The following is a 17,356-nucleotide window of genomic DNA, read 5'->3' as shown; positions in this document are numbered from 1 at the left end:
GAACAGGCGGAAAAACGCAGCCATGCAGGACCTTGGAATCATCAGCCCCAGCCTGGACGAGTTCCGGGAACTCGCCGGCCACAGCCGTGTCATCCCCGTCCGGCTGAAAGTGCTGGCTGATGCCGAAACGCCGATCGGGTTGTACCGCAAACTCGCCCAGGGCCAGCCGGGAACCTTCCTGCTGGAGTCCGCCGCGGTGGGCGGCGCCTGGTCCCGCTACTCCTTCATCGGCGCGCGGTCCCGCGCCACCCTGACCACCAAGGACGGGCAGGCACACTGGCTCGGCGAGCCGCCCGTGGGCGTGCCGCTGGAGGGCAGCCCGGTCGACGCCATCCGCGACACCCTCCGCGCCCTGCACACCGACCGCTTCGAGGGCCTGCCGCCCTTCACCTCCGGCCTGGTCGGCTTCCTCGGCTGGGAAACGGTCCGGCACTGGGAGAGACTCACCAGCCCGCCGGAGGATGACCTGCAGCTGCCGGAAATGGCGCTGAACCTCGTGACGGACATGGCCGTGCACGACAATATGGACGGCACCGTGCTGCTGATCGCCAACGCGATCAACTTCGACAACAGCTCCGAACGCGTCGACGAGGCCTGGCACGACGCCGTCGCCCGGGTGAAAAACCTGCTGGCCAAGGTCAGCGCCCCCACGGAACAGCCCATCTCGGTGCTGCAGCCCGCCGCCGTCGACTTCGCCTCCAGCGTCCAGGAGCGCTGGGACGAGAACGACTACCTCGCCGCCCTGGACCGCGGCAAGGAGGCAATCGTCGACGGCGAGGTCTTCCAGGTGGTGATCTCCCGGCGCTTCGAGATGGAATGCGGAGCCGACCCGCTGGACGTCTACCGGGTGCTGCGGAACACCAACCCCAGCCCCTACATGTACATTTTCAGCCTCGAGGACGCCGCCGGCCGCCAGTATTCGATTGTGGGCTCCTCCCCGGAAGCCCTGGTCACGGTAACCGGTGAGGACGTCATCACCCACCCGATCGCCGGATCCCGGCCGCGCGGCAAGACCATCGAAGCTGACAAGGCCCTCGCCGAGGAACTGCTCGCCGACGAGAAGGAACGCGCCGAACACCTCATGCTCGTGGACCTCTCCCGCAACGATCTCTCCAAGGTCTGTGTGGCCGGTACCGTGGACGTCACCCAGTTCATGGAGGTGGAGCGGTTCAGCCACATCATGCACCTGGTATCCACGGTGGTGGGCAAACTCGCCCCGTCCGCCACCGCGTACGACGTGCTCAAGGCCACCTTCCCGGCCGGCACCCTCTCCGGCGCGCCCAAACCCCGGGCGCTGCGGCTGCTGGACGAGCTGGAACCGCACCGCCGCGGCATCTACGGCGGCGTCGTGGGCTACCTGGACTTCGCCGGCGACCTGGACATGGCGATCGCCATCCGCTCCGCGCTGCTCCGCGAAGGCCGTGCCTACGTGCAGGCCGGCGGCGGGATCGTGGCCGACTCCGTCAACGCCACCGAGGCGATCGAAACCATCAACAAGGCCGCCGCCCCCATGCGCGCGGTCCACACGGCCCAGTCGCTGCGCAACATCACGGCCGACACGGTACCCGCCGCCGGGACGGAGCAGCCATGACCGGCCCCGCGGGAACGATCAAGAGCACCAGCCCGGCCGTCCCGCGCTGGGCCCGGAAGTCCACCCTGGTCCTGGTCGTCGCCGCGCTGGCGCTGGCGGTCTTCGGCACCACCACCCAGACCTGGCTGTCCGTCCAGCTGGACCCCAGCCAGCTGGGCCAGGGCGTCAGCAGCCAGGACGGACTGCAGGTCCAGGGGAGCAAGGCAGCCACCACGGTGACGGCGCTGGCCCTGGTTGCGCTGGCCGGCGGCCTCGCCGCGTCGATCGCCGGACGCATCGCCCGGTGGGTCATCACGGCGATCATCCTGCTCGCCGCCGCCGGGATCGTTGCCGCCGCGGCGACCGTGTTGGCCGACCCGCTGGCCGCGGCGCAGGGTTCCATCGCCGCCGCCACCGGCATCAGCGGCAGCAACGTCCAGGTGGCGACCACCGCCTTTCCCGTCCTCGCCGTCGTCGCCGGTTCCCTGCTGGGGCTCAGCGCCCTGGCGATCGTGCCCGCCGGACGGTACTGGAAGAGCCGCACCAAGTACGACGCCGCCGCCACCGGCGGCCCCTCGGACCCCGCCGGGCCGACCGACGAGATCGACAGCTGGGACCGGCTCTCCCGCGGCGACGACCCCACCTGAGCCGGCGCCGCGGGTGCCCCTGCGGCCGCGGCCGGTCACAAAGCCAGCAACGCGGCCAACGGCGCCGCCAATAAATGGCAGAATGTAAGCAGTATTGATCCTGAGGAGATTTCCATGAGCAAAGCCCCTGTTTCTGCACCCAAGCCCGCCGCCGGCACCGGCGTCTACGACGGCGTCGACCACAGCGAGCCGACCGGCCACGGCAACAGCCCGGCGGCCTGGACCACCGTGATCGTGATGCTGATCGGCGCCCTCATCGCAGCCATCGCCTTCGTGATCGCCAACACCCCGATCTTCATCGCGGGCGCGGCCGTCATGCTGATCGGCCTCGTGGTCGGCTTCGTTATGCGCAAAGCCGGATACGGCGTCGGCGGCAGCAAGCTGAAGAACTCCGGCCACTAAGAGTGACTGTTCTCGATGACATCAATGCCGGTGTCAGGGAGGATATGGAGGCACGCCAGCGCCTCGTCACGCTCGCCGAACTGAAGGAGCGTGCCGCGACGGCCGCCCCGGCACGCGACGCCTGGGCCGCCCTCGGCGGGCCAACGGACCGGTCCCAACTCAAGGTGATCGCCGAGATCAAGCGGCGCAGCCCCTCCAAGGGCGACCTGGCGAGCATCGCGGACCCGGCCTCGCTGGCAGTGCAGTACGCCGACGGCGGCGCGGCCGTGATCAGCGTCCTCACCGAACAGCGGCGCTTCAACGGCTCGCTCGCGGACCTGGACACCGTCCGGGCCGCGGTGGACATCCCGCTGCTGCGCAAGGACTTCATGATCGACGAGTACCAGATCTGGGAGGCCCGTGCCCACGGCGCCGACCTGGTCCTGCTGATCGTCGCCTCCCTGTCCGACATGCAGCTGCGCGAGTACAGCGCGCTCAGCCACGAACTGGGCATGAACGTCCTCGTGGAAACCCACACCGCCGGTGAAGTTGAGCGCGCCGTCGCCGCGGGAGCCCGGATCATCGGCGTGAACGTCCGTAATCTCAAGACGCTCGACGTCGACCGTTCCGTCTTCGCCGAACTCGCCGCCGGCATCCCGGCCGGGTCACTTGTGGTGGGCGAATCCGGTGTACGCGGCGTCGACGACGTCCGGCACTACGCGTCCAGCGGCGCCAACGCGGTCCTGGTCGGCGAGGCGCTGGTCAGCGATGCGACCCCGCGCGAGCGGATCGCCGAATTCATGGCCGCCGGAGCCGAAGAAATCGCTGCACGTTCCTGACCGCGCCCGGCCGGATTCCCGGCCGGACTCCGCGGCGCTTCCGTGCGGCACCGAAGATCTAGTTAGCAGTGGAACAGGATGGTGAGACTGATGGTCGATGCGCCAACAGCCGGCTCAGAGGACAGCCCCGTGGATGCGTTCCTGGAAGGCAGCCGGCCGGATGAAGACGGACCGCAGGGCGCACCCTCCCTGCGCCACAACCCGGGACCCTACTTCGGCTCCTACGGCGGCCGCTGGATGCCCGAGTCCCTCATCGCCGCCCTGGACGAGCTCGAGGACACCTTCGAGAAGGCCAAGGCCGATCCCGAGTTCACCGCGCAGATCGCGGAACTGAACAAGAACTACTCCGGACGCCCCTCACTGCTCACCGAAGCCAAGCGCTTCGCCGAGCACGCCGGGGGAGTGCGGATCTTCCTCAAGCGCGAGGACCTGAACCACACCGGCTCGCACAAGATCAACAATGTGCTGGGCCAGGCGCTGCTCGCCAAGCGGATGGGCAAGACCCGCGTGATCGCCGAGACCGGGGCCGGCCAGCACGGCGTCGCCAGCGCCACCGCCGCGGCCCTGCTGGGCCTGGAGTGCGTGGTCTACATGGGCGCCGAGGACTGCCGCCGGCAGGCCCTCAACGTGGCCCGGATGGAGCTCCTCGGGGCCACCGTCGTCCCGGTGACCAACGGCTCCCAGACGCTCAAGGACGCCATCAACGAGGCGCTCCGCGACTGGGTCGCCAACGTGGACAACACCCACTACCTGCTGGGCACCGCCGCCGGAGCGCACCCGTTCCCGGCCATGGTCCGGTACTTCCACGAAGTCATCGGCGAGGAAGCCCGCGCCCAGATCCTGGAACAGACCGGCCGGCTGCCGGACGCCGTCTGCGCCTGCATCGGCGGCGGCTCCAACGCGATCGGCATCTTCCACGGCTTCCTGGATGATCCCTCGGTGAAGATCTACGGCTTCGAAGCCGGCGGTGAGGGCGTCGAAACCGGACGCCACGCGGCGACCATCACGCTGGGCAAGCCCGGCGTGCTGCACGGTGCCCGCTCCTACCTGATGCAGGACGACGACGGCCAGACCATCGAGTCGCACTCCATCTCGGCCGGCCTGGACTACCCGGGCGTCGGACCCGAGCACTCCTACCTCGCCGACATCGGCCGGGTCAGCTACGAGCCGATCACGGACAGCGAGGCCATGGAAGCCTTCCGGCTGCTCTGCCGCACCGAGGGCATCATCCCGGCCATCGAGTCCGCGCACGCCCTGGCCGGCGCCATCAAGGTCGGCCAGCGGCTGGCCGCCGACGCCGGAGACACCCCCGGCGGCGCCTCAGACAAGATCGTGCTCGTGAACCTCTCCGGCCGCGGCGACAAGGACGTGGCCACCGCCGCGGAATGGTTCGACCTTCTGGACAAGGATTCACCCGAGCACGAGATCGCCCAGGAGGGGGAGCAGCTGTGAGCCACGCCGACAACAGCACCGAAGGCCAGAGCGAAAGCCGCGCCGAAGACAATCTGCAGCCGGCCAGCAAGTCCGCGGCGGCCATTGACCGGGCCAGGACCCAGGGCCGGGCCGCCCTGATCGGATACCTGCCCGCCGGCTACCCGAGCGTTGAGGACACCATCGCCGCCGGCATCGCGCTGGCCGAAAACGGCGCCGACCTGATCGAGATCGGCATCCCGTATTCGGACCCGGTGATGGACGGCCAGGTCATCCAGGCCGCCACCACCGAGGCCCTCGCCAAAGGCTTCCACGTCAGCCAGGTCTTCGACGTCGTCCGCGGCATCACGAGCAAAACCGAGGCTGCCGTCCTGGTCATGACCTACTGGAACCCCGTGGTCCGGATGGGCGTGGACGAGTTCTCCCGCCGCCTGGCCGACGCCGGGGGAGCCGGGCTCATCACGCCGGACCTGATTCCGGACGAGGCCGGGGAATGGATGGCCGCCTCGGAAAAGTACGGCCTGGACCGGGTGTTCCTGGTGGCACCGTCGTCCTCACCGGAACGGATGAAGCGCACCGTCGACGCGAGCCGCGGGTTTGTGTACGCCGTCTCCATCATGGGCGTCACCGGCGCCCGCACCTCCGTCAGCTCCGCGGCCAAGGACGTCGTCGCCGCAGCCCACGCCGCGGGCGCTGACCGCGTCTGCGTGGGCCTCGGCGTCTCCAACGCCGGCCACGTCCGCGAAATCGCCGCCTACGCCGACGGCGTCATCGTCGGCACGGCCCTCGTCGCGGCGATCGGTGAGGGCGGCGTCGATGCTGTAGCGTCCTTGACGAAAGAGCTCAGCACCGGCCTCACCAGGGAAGAAGCGTAAGCAATGCAGTCAATCCTCCACGCGGCAGCGATGGTTCCCGCGAGCATTCCGAGCCCGGACTGGTCCGGCTTCGATATCCCGCTGCCCTGGGGGACCCTGCGGATCCACGCCTACGCGCTGTGCATCCTGGCCGGCATCATCGCCGGCCTCTGGCTAACGTCCGTGCGCTGGGCACGCCGCGGCGCGCCTGAGGGCAGCGTCTGGGACATCGCCATCTGGGCCATCCCGTTCGGCATCATCGGCGGCCGGCTCTACCACGTGGTGTCCTCCCCGGACGCCTACTTCGGCCCCGGCTTCGACGGCACCGGGGACCTGTCCCTGATCCCGCAGATCCAGCGCGGCGGCCTCGGGATCTGGGGGGCCGTGGTGCTCGGCGCCGTCGGCGCCTGGATCGGCTGCCGCCGCGCCGGCGTCAAGCTCAGCGCCTTCATGGACGCCGCCGCCCCCGGCCTGCTGCTCGCCCAGGCGATCGGCCGCTGGGGCAACTACTTCAACCAGGAACTCTTCGGCGGCCCCACCACCCTGCCGTGGGGCCTGCAGGTCGACGCCGACAACCCCAACTTCCCGGCCGGCATGCCGGCTGACACACTGTTCCACCCCACGTTCCTCTACGAATCCCTGTGGAACCTCGTGGGCGTGGTGGTGCTGCTCGCCCTGGACCGTCGGTTCTCCTTCCGCCGCGCCCGGTTGTTCTGGCTCTACGCCATCTACTACACGCTGGGCCGCGTCTGGATCGAAGCCATGCGGATCGACGACGCCGAGCAGATCACCCTCTTCGGCATCACCACCAGGCTCAACGTCTGGACCAGCATCTTCGTGCTCATCGCCGCCCTGGCGGTCTTCATCGTCCTGGGCCTGCGCAAGCGCGAGGTCCCGGACACCCCCTACCTGCCGGGCCGCGAACCGGAGGCCGCTGTGACGGGGGACGCTGCCGACGCAACAACCTCCGACGCAACCGCCAAGGACGACGCCGAGGCGGACGACGCCGACGCGGAGCCGGCCACGGTGCCGGCCACCACCGCGACTATCCGCCATTCGGACACTGCTGTCTCAGATACTGAATCGCGTGATAATGTCCCGGGTAACCAGAGCGGTCCGGACCGCGCTTCGGCCCCAGCCGAAGCGCCCGGCGAATCAACCGGCGGCATCAAACCCGCCAGCGGAGAACCTGCCACCGGAGCATCCGGCAGCAGGGGCACCGGAACCGCGCCGGAAGCTGACAGCACCAAGTAGCTCAGCGCCGGCAATCGGGCTGCAGGGCGAACGCCGGCTGGGCCCGAGTCCACAGCGTCGTGGCGAGATGGTTTGCATGGGACGGCAGGCAGCAGACAGCTGCACGCTATGCAAACCCGGGCCGGCGGCCCGCGTAACTGTTCGTACAGCAAGCGGCGCTGGCCTACAATTCGAGTAGGAAAAACACGTTGTTGTGCCCGTCACACCGGCGCACCGATACGGGCCAATGTTGTCCCTCCCATACGCACGATCAGGAGGAAGGACGTCTCCCATGACCCAAACCCTGCACAGCCCCAGCTGGTCCGGTCCGGACCAGCCCGCCACGGCTATCTCACCGTTCAAGCGTTTCGCGGCACTGCCCGACGCCGCCGGACTGTACAACCCGGAGCAGGAGAAGGACGCCTGCGGCCTGGCCATCATCGCCACCCTGCGCGGCGAACCCGGCTACGACATTGTTGACGCCGCACTGACCGCCCTGCGCAACCTCGAGCACCGCGGTGCCGTCGGCGCCGATGAGGGAACCGGCGACGGCGCCGGCCTCCTCATGCAGGTCCCGGATGAGTTCTTCCGCGCGGTCACCGACTTCGAACTGCCCGCCGCCGGCCAGTACGTGGTGGGTACCGCGTTCCTGCCGGCCGAACAGCGCGAATCCGACGCCGCCAAGGCCGGCATCGAAGGCCTCGCAGCCGACGAGGGGCTCACCGTCCTGGGCTGGCGTGAGGTCCCGATTGTGGCCGACCTGGTGGGCGCCATGGCCCGGGCCTGCATGCCGTACTTCGCGCAGCCGTTCTTCGCCTCCAGCACCGGGGAGACCCTTTCCCGGAACGAACTCGACTCCAGGGCCTGGCGGATCCGCAAGCGCGCCCAGAACAAGTTCGGCGTGTACTTCCCCTCGCTGTCCTCCCGGACCATCGTCTACAAGGGCATGTTGACCACAGCGCAGCTCGAACCGTTCTACCCGGACCTCTCGGACAAGCGTTTCAAGACCAAGCTCGCGATCGTCCACTCGCGCTTCTCCACCAATACCTTCCCGTCCTGGCCGCTGGCCCAGCCGTTCCGCACCATCGCGCACAACGGCGAGATCAACACGGTCAAGGGCAACCGGAACTGGATGCGTGCCCGCCAGTCGCAGCTGGCCAACCCGCTGCTGGGGGACAGCCCCGAAGAGCTCTACCCGATCTGCACCCCGGGCGCCTCGGACTCGGCCTCCTTCGATGAGGTTGCGGAACTGCTCTGGCTCTCCGGCCGGCCCATCACGCACTCGATCATGATGATGATCCCCGAGGCCTGGGAAAACCACGCCACGATGGACCCCGCCCGGCGCGCGTTCTACGAGTACCACTCGCTGCTGATGGAACCGTGGGACGGCCCCGCCGCCGTGTCCTTCACCGACGGCAACCTCGTCGGCGCCACCCTGGACCGCAACGGGCTGCGCCCGGGCCGGTACTGGATCACCGAGGACGGCCTGGTCGTCTTCGCCTCCGAGGTGGGCGTGATCGACGTCGAACCCTCCAAGGTGGTCAAGAAGGGCCGCGTCTCGCCCGGCAAAATGTTCCTCGTCGACACCGAAGCCGGCCGGATCATCGACGACGCCGAGGTCAAGGCCGAGGTCGCCGCGGCGAACCCCTGGGCCGAGTGGCTCAAGGACAACCTGATCGACCTGGCGGACCTGCCCGAACGCGAGCACGTGGTGCACACGGCAGCCTCGGTCAACATCCGCCAGCGCACCTTCGGCTACACCACCGAGGAACTGAAGATCCTGCTCGGCCCGATGGCCCGCACCGGCGCCGAACCCCTCGGCGCGATGGGTTCGGACACCCCGGTGGCTGTGCTCTCCAAGCGGCCCCGGCTGCTCTTCGACTACTTCGTACAGTCCTTCGCACAGGTCACCAACCCGCCGCTGGACGCCATCCGTGAGGAACTGGTCACCTCCCTGACCTGCGCGATCGGCCCCAACGGAAACCTGCTGGACACCAAGCAGGTCCGCCAGCCGCAGGTCTCGCTGCCGTTCCCGGTGATCAACAACGACCAGCTGGCCAAGATCGCCAACATCGAAAACGCCGACGGCGACAGGGTCGCCATGAAGGTGCGCGGCCTGTACCGTCCCGACGGCGGGGAAAACGCCCTGCGCGCCCGGCTGACCGAAATCTGCGAGCAGGTCTCCGGCGCCATCAACCGCGGCGTCCAGTATGTGGTGCTCTCGGACCGCGACTCGAACGCCCAGTGGGCGCCGATCCCGTCGCTGCTGCTGGTCAGCGCCGTGCACCACCACCTGCTGCGCAGCGCCAACCGGACCAAGACCGCGCTGGTGGTCGAGGCCGGCGACGTCCGCGAGACGCACCACGTCGCCGTGCTGATCGGCTACGGCGCGTCCGCGGTCAACCCGTACCTGGCGATGGAATCCGTGGAGCAGCTGATCTCCTCCGGCGACGTCACCGGCGTCACCGCCCAGGACGGCGTCTACAACCTGATCAAGGGCCTCGGCAAGGGTGTCCTGAAGATCATGTCCAAGATGGGCATCTCCACGGTTGCCTCCTACACCGGCGCCCAGACCTTCGAGGCGCTGGGCCTGGGCCAGGAACTGGTGGACGAATACTTCGCCGGCACGCACTCCCAGCTGGGCGGCGTGGGCCTGGACGTCATCGCCGCCGAGGTCGCGGCGCGGCACCGGATGGCCTACCCGGAAAGCGGCATCGAACTGCCGCACCAGCCCCTGCTGGGCGGCGGCGAGTACCAGTGGCGCCGCGACGGCGAACCGCACCTGTTCAACCCGGAAACTGTGTTCCGGCTGCAGCACGCCACGCGTGAACGCCGCTACGACATCTTCAAGGCCTACACCCGCGGCGTGGACGACCAGTCCCAGAACCTGATGACCCTGCGCGGGCTGCTGAAGTTCAAGGGCGGCCTGCGCCCGGCGGTCCCGCTTGAGGAAGTGGAGCCCGTCTCCAGCATCGTCAAGCGTTTCTCCACCGGCGCGATGAGCTACGGCTCCATCTCGCAGGAGGCCCACGAGACCCTCGCGATCGCCATGAACCGGCTGGGCGGCAAGTCCAACACCGGTGAAGGCGGCGAGGACGTGGACCGGTTGCTGGACCCGACCCGGCGCTCGGCGGTCAAGCAGATCGCCTCGGGCCGCTTCGGTGTGACCAGCCTGTACCTGACCAACGCGGACGACATCCAGATCAAGATGGCGCAGGGCGCGAAGCCCGGCGAGGGCGGCCAGTTGATGGCACAGAAGGTCTACCCCTGGGTGGCCCGGACCCGGCACTCTACGCCCGGCGTCGGACTCATCTCCCCGCCCCCGCACCACGACATCTACTCGATCGAGGACCTCGCGCAGCTGATTTATGACGCCAAGCGCGCCAACCCCTCGGCGCGGGTGCACGTCAAACTGGTCTCCGAGGTCGGCATCGGCACGGTCGCCGCCGGCGTCACCAAGGCCAAGGCCGACGTCGTACTGGTCTCCGGGCACGACGGCGGCACCGGCGCATCGCCGCTGAACTCGCTCAAGCACGCCGGCGTGCCCTGGGAACTCGGCCTTGCCGAGACCCAGCAGACCCTGATGCTCAACGGCCTGCGCGACCGTGTGGTGGTGCAGGTGGACGGCCAGCTGAAGACCGGCCGCGACGTGGTGATCGCCGCGCTGCTCGGCGGCGAGGAGTTCGGTTTCGCCACCGCACCGCTGGTGGTCTCCGGCTGCATCATGATGCGCGTCTGCCACCTGGACACCTGCCCGGTGGGCGTCGCGACGCAGAACCCCGAGCTGCGTTCACGCTTCAACGGCAAGCCCGAATTCGTGGTCAACTTCTTCGAGTTCCTGGCCGAGGAAGTCCGTGAGATCCTCGCCGAGCTCGGCTTCCGGAGCCTGGAAGAGGCGATCGGCCACGCCGAAATGCTCGACACCCGCGAGGCCATCAGCCACTGGAAGGCCGAAGGGCTGGACCTGGACCCCATCCTGCACGGACTGGAGTTCGACGACGACGCCCCGCTGCGCAACCTCACCGGCCAGAACCACGAGCTGGACAAGCACTTCGACCAGCGGCTGATCGCGATGGCCGCGGAAGCGTTGAGCGACCGCACCCCGGTGAAGATCGCCGTCGACGTGATCAACACGGACCGGTCCGTGGGCACCATGCTCGGCCATGTGGTCACGAAGACCTTCAGCACCGACGTGCTGGCCACGGACACGATCGACATCACGCTGACCGGCACCGCCGGCCAGTCCCTCGGCGCGTTCCTGCCGGCCGGCATCACGCTGCGGATGTTCGGCGACTCCAACGACTACGTCGGCAAGGGACTCTCCGGCGGCCGCATCATCGTCCGCCCGGACCGCACCAACGTGTTCGCCGCGGAGCGGAACGTGATCGCGGGCAACGTGATCGGCTACGGCGCCACGAGCGGCGAGCTGTTCCTGCGCGGCCAGGTGGGGGAGCGCTTTATGGTGCGCAACTCCGGCGCCACCGCGGTGGTCGAAGGCATTGGCGACCACGGCTGCGAGTACATGACCGGAGGCCAGGCGCTGATCATTGGGCGCACCGGCCGCAACTTCGGCGCCGGCATGTCCGGCGGCACCGCTTACGTCCTGGACCTGCAGACCGAACGGGTCAACAAGCAGGCACTCGACGCCGGCGAGCTGCAGCTGCGCGAACTGGACGCCGAGGACCGCGAAATTGTCCACGGGCTGCTGGTCAAGCACCTCGAGGAAACCGAGTCGCTGCACGCGGCCCGGCTGCTCGAGAACTTTGACGACACCGCCGCCCGCATTACCAAGGTGCTGCCGCGCGACTACGCGGCGGTGCTGCAAACCCGTCTTGACGCCATCGAAGAGGGCCTGGACCCCGACGGCGAAGAAGTTTGGTCTCGAATCCTGGAGGTGACCGGTGGCTGATCCACGCGGATTTCTGAAAGTACGCCAGCGTGAAACGCAGCCCCGCCGTCCCGTTCCGGTCCGCATCATGGACTGGAAAGAGGTCTACGAAGCCCAGGAAAAGGGTGTCCTGAAAAGCCAGGCCGGCCGCTGCATGGACTGCGGCGTCCCGTTCTGCCACCAGGGCTGCCCGCTGGGCAACCTCATCCCGGAGTGGAACGACCTCGTCTGGCGGGACAAGGGCGAGGAAGCGATGGAACGGCTGCACGCCACCAACAACTTCCCCGAGTTCACCGGCCGGCTCTGCCCGGCACCCTGCGAGGCGTCCTGCGTGCTGGGGATCAACCAGCCTGCCGTGACCATCAAGCAGGTTGAGGTCTCCATCGTGGACCAGGCCTTCGACAACGGCTGGGTCACCCCGCTGCCGCCGGCGCGCCTCTCCGGCAAGACGGTCGCCGTCGTCGGGTCCGGCCCCGCCGGGCTCGCCGTCGCGCAGCAGCTGACCCGGGTGGGCCACACCGTCGCCGTGTACGAGCGTGACGACAAGATCGGCGGCCTGCTGCGGTACGGCATCCCCGACTTCAAGATGGAAAAAGAGCACGTGGACCGCCGCCTCGACCAGATGAAGGCCGAGGGCACGCGCTTCCGGACCGGCGTCGCCGTCGGCACCGACGTGACCTGGGAGCAGCTGCGCCGGCGCTACGACGCCGTCGTGGTGGCCACCGGCGCCACCGTGCCGCGGGACCTGCCGATCCCGGGCCGCGAGCTCGAAGGTGTGCACTTTGCGATGGACTACCTGGTCCCCGCCAACCGTGTGGTGGCCGGCGAGACGGTCGAAAACCAGATCAACGCCGCCGGCAAGCACGTGGTCATCCTCGGCGGCGGCGACACCGGCGCGGACTGCCTCGGCACCGCGCACCGGCACCAGGCCGCATCCGTGACCACGCTGGCGATCGGCAAGCAGCCGTCCGCGGAGCGGGCCGCGCACCAGCCCTGGCCGACGTTCCCCACCCTGTTCGAGGTGGCCAGCGCCCACGAGGAAGGCGGTGAGCGCACCTACCTGGCGTCCACCGTCGAATTCGTCGGCGAGAACGGCAAGCTGACCGGCGTCAAGGTCGCTGAAACCGAATTCGTTGACGGCAAGCGGCTGCCCAAAGCCGGCACCGAGCGGATCATCCCGGCGGACCTGGTCTTCCTGTCGCTGGGCTTCACCGGCGCCGAACCGGCCGGAATCACCGACCAGGTGCACGCCGAATTCGACGGCCGCGGCAACGTGGCACGGGACGGCTACTACATGACCAACACTGAAGGCGTCTTCGTCGCCGGCGACGCCGGCCGCGGCCAGTCGCTGATCGTCTGGGCGATCGCCGAGGGCCGCGCCTGCGCCGCCGCGGTGGACAAGTTCCTGATGGGCAGCACCGTTCTCCCGGCGCCGGTAGCGCCGACCGACCGCGCGATCGCCGTCCTGTAGTCCGGCCCGGCCCCTTGCGGGCCCGGGCCGGACACCGGCCGTTCATTCCCGCGAGAACTTAAAACAACCAAGAGACAACTAGGGTAGGTATATGAGACGCGCTAAAATTGTGGCCACCTTCGGACCGGCGATCGCGAGCTTCGAGAACACGCTCGCCGTGCTGGAAGCCGGGGTCGACGTGGCCCGCATGAACATGAGCCACGGAGACTACTCCGTGCACGACAACACCTACGACAACGTCCGCAAGGCCGCCGGGCAGCTCGGCAAGGCCGTCGCCATCATGGCCGACCTGCAGGGCCCGAAGATCCGCCTCGGCCGCTTCGTCGACGGGCCGCACCTGCTGGCCGTCGGTGACACCTTCACCATCACCACCGAGGACGTTCCGGGCACCAAGGACATCTGCTCCACGACGCTCAAGAGCCTCACTGAGGACGTCAACCCCGGCGACTCGCTGCTGATCGACGACGGCAAGGTTGCCCTGCGGGCCATCGAGGTCGACGACGTCAAGGTCGTCGCCCAGGTGGTCGTCGGCGGCTACGTGTCCAACAACAAGGGCATCAACCTGCCCGGCGTCGCCGTCAACGTCCCCGCCCTGAGCGAAAAGGACGAGGACGATCTGCGCTGGGCCATGCGCCGCGGCGTGGACATGGTGGCTCTCTCCTTCGTCCGCGACGCCTCGGACATCAAGCGCGTCCACGAAATCATGGACGAAGAAGGCCGCCGCGTGCCGGTGATCGCCAAGATCGAAAAGCCGCAGGCCGTGGAGCAGCTCCCCGAAATCATCGACGCCTTCGACGCCATTATGGTGGCCCGTGGCGACCTCGGTGTGGAGCTTCCGCTCGAGGAAGTGCCGATCGTGCAGAAGCGCGCCGTCGAACTGGCCCGCCGCTGGGCCAAGCCCGTCATCGTGGCCACCCAGGTGCTCGAATCCATGATCGACAACCCGCGCCCGACCCGCGCCGAGGCCTCCGACTGCGCCAACGCCGTGCTCGACGGCGCGGACGCCGTGATGCTCTCCGGCGAGACCAGCGTGGGCAAGTTCCCGATCGAAACCGTCAAGACCATGGCCCGGATCATCGAATCCACCGAGGTCCACGGTCTGGAGCGCGTCCCCCCGCTGGGCACCAAGCCGAAGACCCGCGGCGGCGCCATCACCCGGGCCGCCGTCGAAATCGCCGACCAGCTGGAAGCGAAGTACATCTGTACCTTCACCCAGTCCGGCGACTCGGCCCGCCGCCTCTCCCGGCTGCGCCCGATCCGCCCCGTCTTCGCCTTCACCCCGGTGGAGCACGTCTGGAACCAGCTGGCGCTGACCTGGGGCATCCAACCGGTACTGGTCCCGATGGTGGGCCACACCGATGAGATGACCGCCCAGGTGGACCGCAACCTGCTGGAGATGGACCTCGTCGAGGACGGCGACATGGTGGTCATTGCGGCCGGTTCGCCTCCCGGAAAGGCCGGGTCCACCAACATGCTGAAGGTCCACAAGGTGGGCGACCTGGCCGACGCCGGCAGCCACGGCGAGGCCGTCACCAAGGACAAGCTCGGCCCCTGGCCGGAAAAGAAGAAGAAGAACACCAAGGTCTAGTTCTTCAGGCAATACAAAGGGAGGGTCCCCGCCGCTGGTATTCAGCGGCGGGGACCCTCCCTTTGTCGGTGGGCCCGTTTGCCGGGCCTGCCGGGCGCTAGTTGACCTGGTTGATGATGGTCTCGGCAACCTCGCGCATGCTCAGTCGGCGGTCCATCGAGGTCTTCTGGATCCAGCGGAAGGCCTCCGGCTCGGTCAAGCCCATCTTGGTGGTCAGCAGGCTCTTGGCGCGCTCCACGAGCTTGCGGGTGGCGAACTGCTCCTGTAGGTCGCTGACTTCGCTTTCGAGGGCCTTGATCTCCTCGTGCCGGGACAGGGCGATCTCCAGGGCGGGGATCAGGTCCGCCGGGGTGAAGGGCTTGACCACGTAGGCCATGGCGCCGGCGTCGCGGGCGCGCTCGACTAGTTCCTTCTGGCTGAACGCGGTCAGCAGCACCACCGGGGCGATGCGGGCCTTGACGATCTTTTCAGCGGCGGAGATGCCGTCCATGACGGGCATCTTGACGTCCATCAGGACGAGGTCAGGCTTCAGCTCTTCCGCGAGCTGCACGGCCTTCTCGCCGTTGTCCGCTTCGCCGACGACGTCGTAGCCTTCGCCGCGCAGGATCTCGATGATGTCCAGGCGGATGAGGGTCTCATCCTCGGCGACCACGACACGGCGCGCCGGCTGGGAGGTGGGGGTTGACTCCGTCTGTTCTGACACGGGTACTCCTTGGAAAGGTACGGCGGGAACTGAACCATCTGAGGCAAGTCCGCTGGTGTACTGGGGGCCGGTTGGGATCGATGCGGCGTCACTGGCGCGATTCTGGAATTCAGCCTATCTGCATGTAGAGTAATTTCGCGCACCGGAAGCGATCGCGTTGCTCACAGCACCATGGAGCAGGCGAATATGACAACCGGTGTACTCCGCGCCCGAGTGGCGGAATTGGCAGACGCGCCGCACTCAAAATGCGGTATCGAAAGGTGTGTGGGTTCGAGTCCCACCTCGGGCACAGTGTTTTCCCTGGTCAGAGCTGATTTGGCCGCTGGAGTGTGCACAGAAACTCGTTTTCTGTGCACACGAAGCCTAGAATTTCAGGCATGGCCAGCATTTGGGAACGAAAAAAATCGGATGGATCGACATCCTTTACGGTCCGCTGGCGGAACCCCGAGACGCGAAAGCAAGAGGGGATCACCTTCGCTACGTCGGCTGAAGCTCAGACGTTGAAGCGGCTCCTTGACGCAAATAATCAATCCTTCGAAATCGCCCAGCATGCGATGGTCAAGAACCAGACCAAATCACCCACAGTGGCGGCAGTGATTCAGGAACACATCGACCTTTTGGTTCGCCCGTCCGTCGGGACTGTCCACACGTACCAGACGATGCTGAAGCTGCACATTGCGGACGTCATCGGTCATATCCCGGTCGACAAGCTTGACTACCGGCACTTGACCTACTGGATCAAGACGATGCAGCAGAAGGGCAGGTCTCCCAAAACCATCAAGAACAACCACGGCCTGATCTTCGCCGCAATGGAGACGGCCGTCATGCTGCGATACCGGAAGGAAAATCCCTGCCGCGGCGTACAGCTACCTTCGGGCGAAAAGGCGGAAGATGAGACCCGGTTCCTGACCCACGCCGAATTTGGGATGATCCTTGAGGGTATGGGGGAGAGGTACAGGGCCTTCACCGAGTTCCTGGTCATGACCGGAACACGCTTTGGCGAGGCAACTGCCGTGACCGTGGCCGATGTGGACCTCATGTCCAGGCCCGCAACAATGCGGATCAACAAGGCGTGGAAACGCGGCGCAGATTCCGAGTACTACATCGGTGCCACCAAGACGGGCGCCGGCAAGAGGACCGTTTCGCTAAACCCGCACTTAGTGGAGGTTCTCATCCCCCTAGTGGCCAGCCGTCCCGGATCGGAGCTTCTGTTTACGACGCCGAAGGGTGAACGGATCGTTCACAAGCTGTATTGGCATCACTATTGGGTTCCCGCAGTGAAGGCGGCGCAAGCCCGCGGACTCACCAAGGAGCCCCGAATTCACGACCTGCGTCACACTCATGCGTCCTGGCTGATCCAAGATGGCGTTTCTCTATTCACTGTGTCCAGGCGCCTGGGGCACGCATCCACCCGGACGACGGAGCAGGTGTGCGGCCACTTGATGCCTCAAGCCCTTCAAGATGCTGCGGACGCCGTTGAGAGGTCCGCCGTTGTCTGGCGCGGCTAGCTGCGGTCCTCGCCAAACTACGAGTATTTCTGGCGTCCCTGGGCACGGGTCCCGATCATTCGGACGGAAGCCGGGGAGGGGTTCGTGGATCGGACTTCGCGCAACAGAGCAATCTCCTTCAAGTGGACAGACGTAAAGACGATCTTTCCCTTGCCCCAGACGGAATGCGGGAACTCTCCCTTTGCAGCTCTGTCAATGGCCAGTAGTTTCTGCCCATGGGCGGCCAGTTGATGTGCCCGCTGG

13 protein-coding genes and 1 tRNA gene are annotated in these 17,356 nt (G+C 67.4%); 12 read left to right on the top strand and 2 right to left on the bottom strand.

All coding sequences use genetic code 11. From position 1 onward, the window contains the following. The first annotated feature begins 22 nt into the window (after positions 1–22). From ABIN76_RS06740 to pyk, 10 genes are all read left to right on the top strand, one after another. Positions 23–1,591, top strand: a complete 1,569-nt coding sequence (locus tag ABIN76_RS06740) for an anthranilate synthase component I (protein WP_346958953.1) — start codon at positions 23–25, stop codon at positions 1,589–1,591. Further along, on the top strand, positions 1,588–2,217 hold the full coding sequence (locus ABIN76_RS06735) for a Trp biosynthesis-associated membrane protein (RefSeq protein WP_346958952.1): 630 nt from the start codon (positions 1,588–1,590) through the stop codon (positions 2,215–2,217). The genes ABIN76_RS06740 and ABIN76_RS06735 overlap by 4 nt, the downstream gene beginning before the upstream one ends. 114 nt (positions 2,218–2,331) lie before the next feature. Continuing rightward, positions 2,332–2,619: an HGxxPAAW family protein gene (locus tag ABIN76_RS06730; RefSeq protein WP_346958951.1), complete on the top strand. Its 288-nt coding sequence runs from the start codon at positions 2,332–2,334 to the stop codon at positions 2,617–2,619. Positions 2,620–2,621: 2 nt separating this feature from the next. Beyond that, complete coding sequence (trpC, locus tag ABIN76_RS06725; RefSeq protein WP_346958950.1) at positions 2,622–3,437, top strand: indole-3-glycerol phosphate synthase TrpC; 816 nt, start codon at positions 2,622–2,624, stop codon at positions 3,435–3,437. 90 nt (positions 3,438–3,527) lie between these two features. Beyond that, positions 3,528–4,889, top strand: coding sequence for a tryptophan synthase subunit beta (gene trpB / locus ABIN76_RS06720; protein WP_346958949.1), 1,362 nt, complete (start codon positions 3,528–3,530; stop codon positions 4,887–4,889). Positions 4,890–4,942: 53 nt separating this feature from the next. Beyond that, complete coding sequence (gene trpA / locus ABIN76_RS06715) at positions 4,943–5,743, top strand: tryptophan synthase subunit alpha (RefSeq protein WP_346959124.1); 801 nt, start codon at positions 4,943–4,945, stop codon at positions 5,741–5,743. Between the two features lie 3 nt (positions 5,744–5,746). Continuing rightward, the gene (lgt, locus tag ABIN76_RS06710; protein WP_346958948.1) at positions 5,747–6,976 is read left to right on the top strand and encodes a prolipoprotein diacylglyceryl transferase; all 1,230 of its coding nucleotides are present in this window, start codon (positions 5,747–5,749) and stop codon (positions 6,974–6,976) included. A 271-nt stretch (positions 6,977–7,247) separates the two neighbouring features. Further along, on the top strand, positions 7,248–11,864 hold the full coding sequence (gene gltB / locus ABIN76_RS06705; RefSeq protein WP_346958947.1) for a glutamate synthase large subunit: 4,617 nt from the start codon (positions 7,248–7,250) through the stop codon (positions 11,862–11,864). Continuing rightward, a complete protein-coding gene (locus ABIN76_RS06700; protein WP_346958946.1) occupies positions 11,857–13,314 on the top strand; it encodes a glutamate synthase subunit beta in 1,458 nt (485 codons plus the stop codon). The genes gltB and ABIN76_RS06700 overlap by 8 nt, the downstream gene beginning before the upstream one ends. A 91-nt stretch (positions 13,315–13,405) precedes the next feature. After that, positions 13,406–14,902: a pyruvate kinase gene (pyk, locus tag ABIN76_RS06695; RefSeq protein ID WP_346958945.1), complete on the top strand. Its 1,497-nt coding sequence runs from the start codon at positions 13,406–13,408 to the stop codon at positions 14,900–14,902. Between the two features lie 97 nt (positions 14,903–14,999). Here pyk and ABIN76_RS06690 read toward each other — a convergent pair whose 3' ends face one another. Then, positions 15,000–15,605 (bottom strand): ANTAR domain-containing response regulator, encoded by a 606-nt coding sequence (locus ABIN76_RS06690; protein ID WP_056739732.1) that lies wholly within the window; start codon positions 15,603–15,605, stop codon positions 15,000–15,002. 207 nt (positions 15,606–15,812) lie between these two features. On the opposite strand from ABIN76_RS06690, the gene ABIN76_RS06685 reads away from it, so the two are divergent. Both ABIN76_RS06685 and ABIN76_RS06680 read left to right on the top strand, forming a co-directional pair. Then, a tRNA-Leu gene (locus ABIN76_RS06685) sits at positions 15,813–15,894 on the top strand. 88 nt (positions 15,895–15,982) lie between these two features. Further along, positions 15,983–17,113, top strand: coding sequence for a tyrosine-type recombinase/integrase (locus tag ABIN76_RS06680; RefSeq protein WP_346958944.1), 1,131 nt, complete (start codon positions 15,983–15,985; stop codon positions 17,111–17,113). Between the two features lie 17 nt (positions 17,114–17,130). Here ABIN76_RS06680 and ABIN76_RS06675 read toward each other — a convergent pair. Continuing rightward, a partial coding sequence (locus ABIN76_RS06675; RefSeq protein WP_346958943.1) for a hypothetical protein occupies positions 17,131–17,356 on the bottom strand: 226 nt, incomplete at its 5' end.

It is taken from the genome of uncultured Arthrobacter sp. (genome assembly GCF_964021775.1).
In the GTDB taxonomy this organism is placed as follows: Bacteria; Actinomycetota; Actinomycetes; order Actinomycetales; family Micrococcaceae; genus Arthrobacter.
Note: the sequence above shows the minus strand (reverse complement) of the source record. Positions and strands in the feature narration are given on the sequence as shown.

What these genes read in the sequence shown, in the direction of transcription:
- ABIN76_RS06740 (WP_346958953.1), top strand. Translation starts at nt 23, where the DNA reads ATGCAGGACCTTGGAATCATCAGCCCCAGCCTGGACGAGTTCCGGGAA.
- ABIN76_RS06735 (WP_346958952.1), top strand. Translation starts at nt 1,588, where the DNA reads ATGACCGGCCCCGCGGGAACGATCAAGAGCACCAGCCCGGCCGTCCCG.
- ABIN76_RS06730 (WP_346958951.1), top strand. Translation starts at nt 2,332, where the DNA reads ATGAGCAAAGCCCCTGTTTCTGCACCCAAGCCCGCCGCCGGCACCGGC.
- trpB (WP_346958949.1), top strand. Translation starts at nt 3,528, where the DNA reads ATGGTCGATGCGCCAACAGCCGGCTCAGAGGACAGCCCCGTGGATGCG.
- lgt (WP_346958948.1), top strand. Translation starts at nt 5,747, where the DNA reads ATGCAGTCAATCCTCCACGCGGCAGCGATGGTTCCCGCGAGCATTCCG.
- gltB (WP_346958947.1), top strand. Translation starts at nt 7,248, where the DNA reads ATGACCCAAACCCTGCACAGCCCCAGCTGGTCCGGTCCGGACCAGCCC.
- pyk (WP_346958945.1), top strand. Translation starts at nt 13,406, where the DNA reads ATGAGACGCGCTAAAATTGTGGCCACCTTCGGACCGGCGATCGCGAGC.
- ABIN76_RS06680 (WP_346958944.1), top strand. Translation starts at nt 15,983, where the DNA reads ATGGCCAGCATTTGGGAACGAAAAAAATCGGATGGATCGACATCCTTT.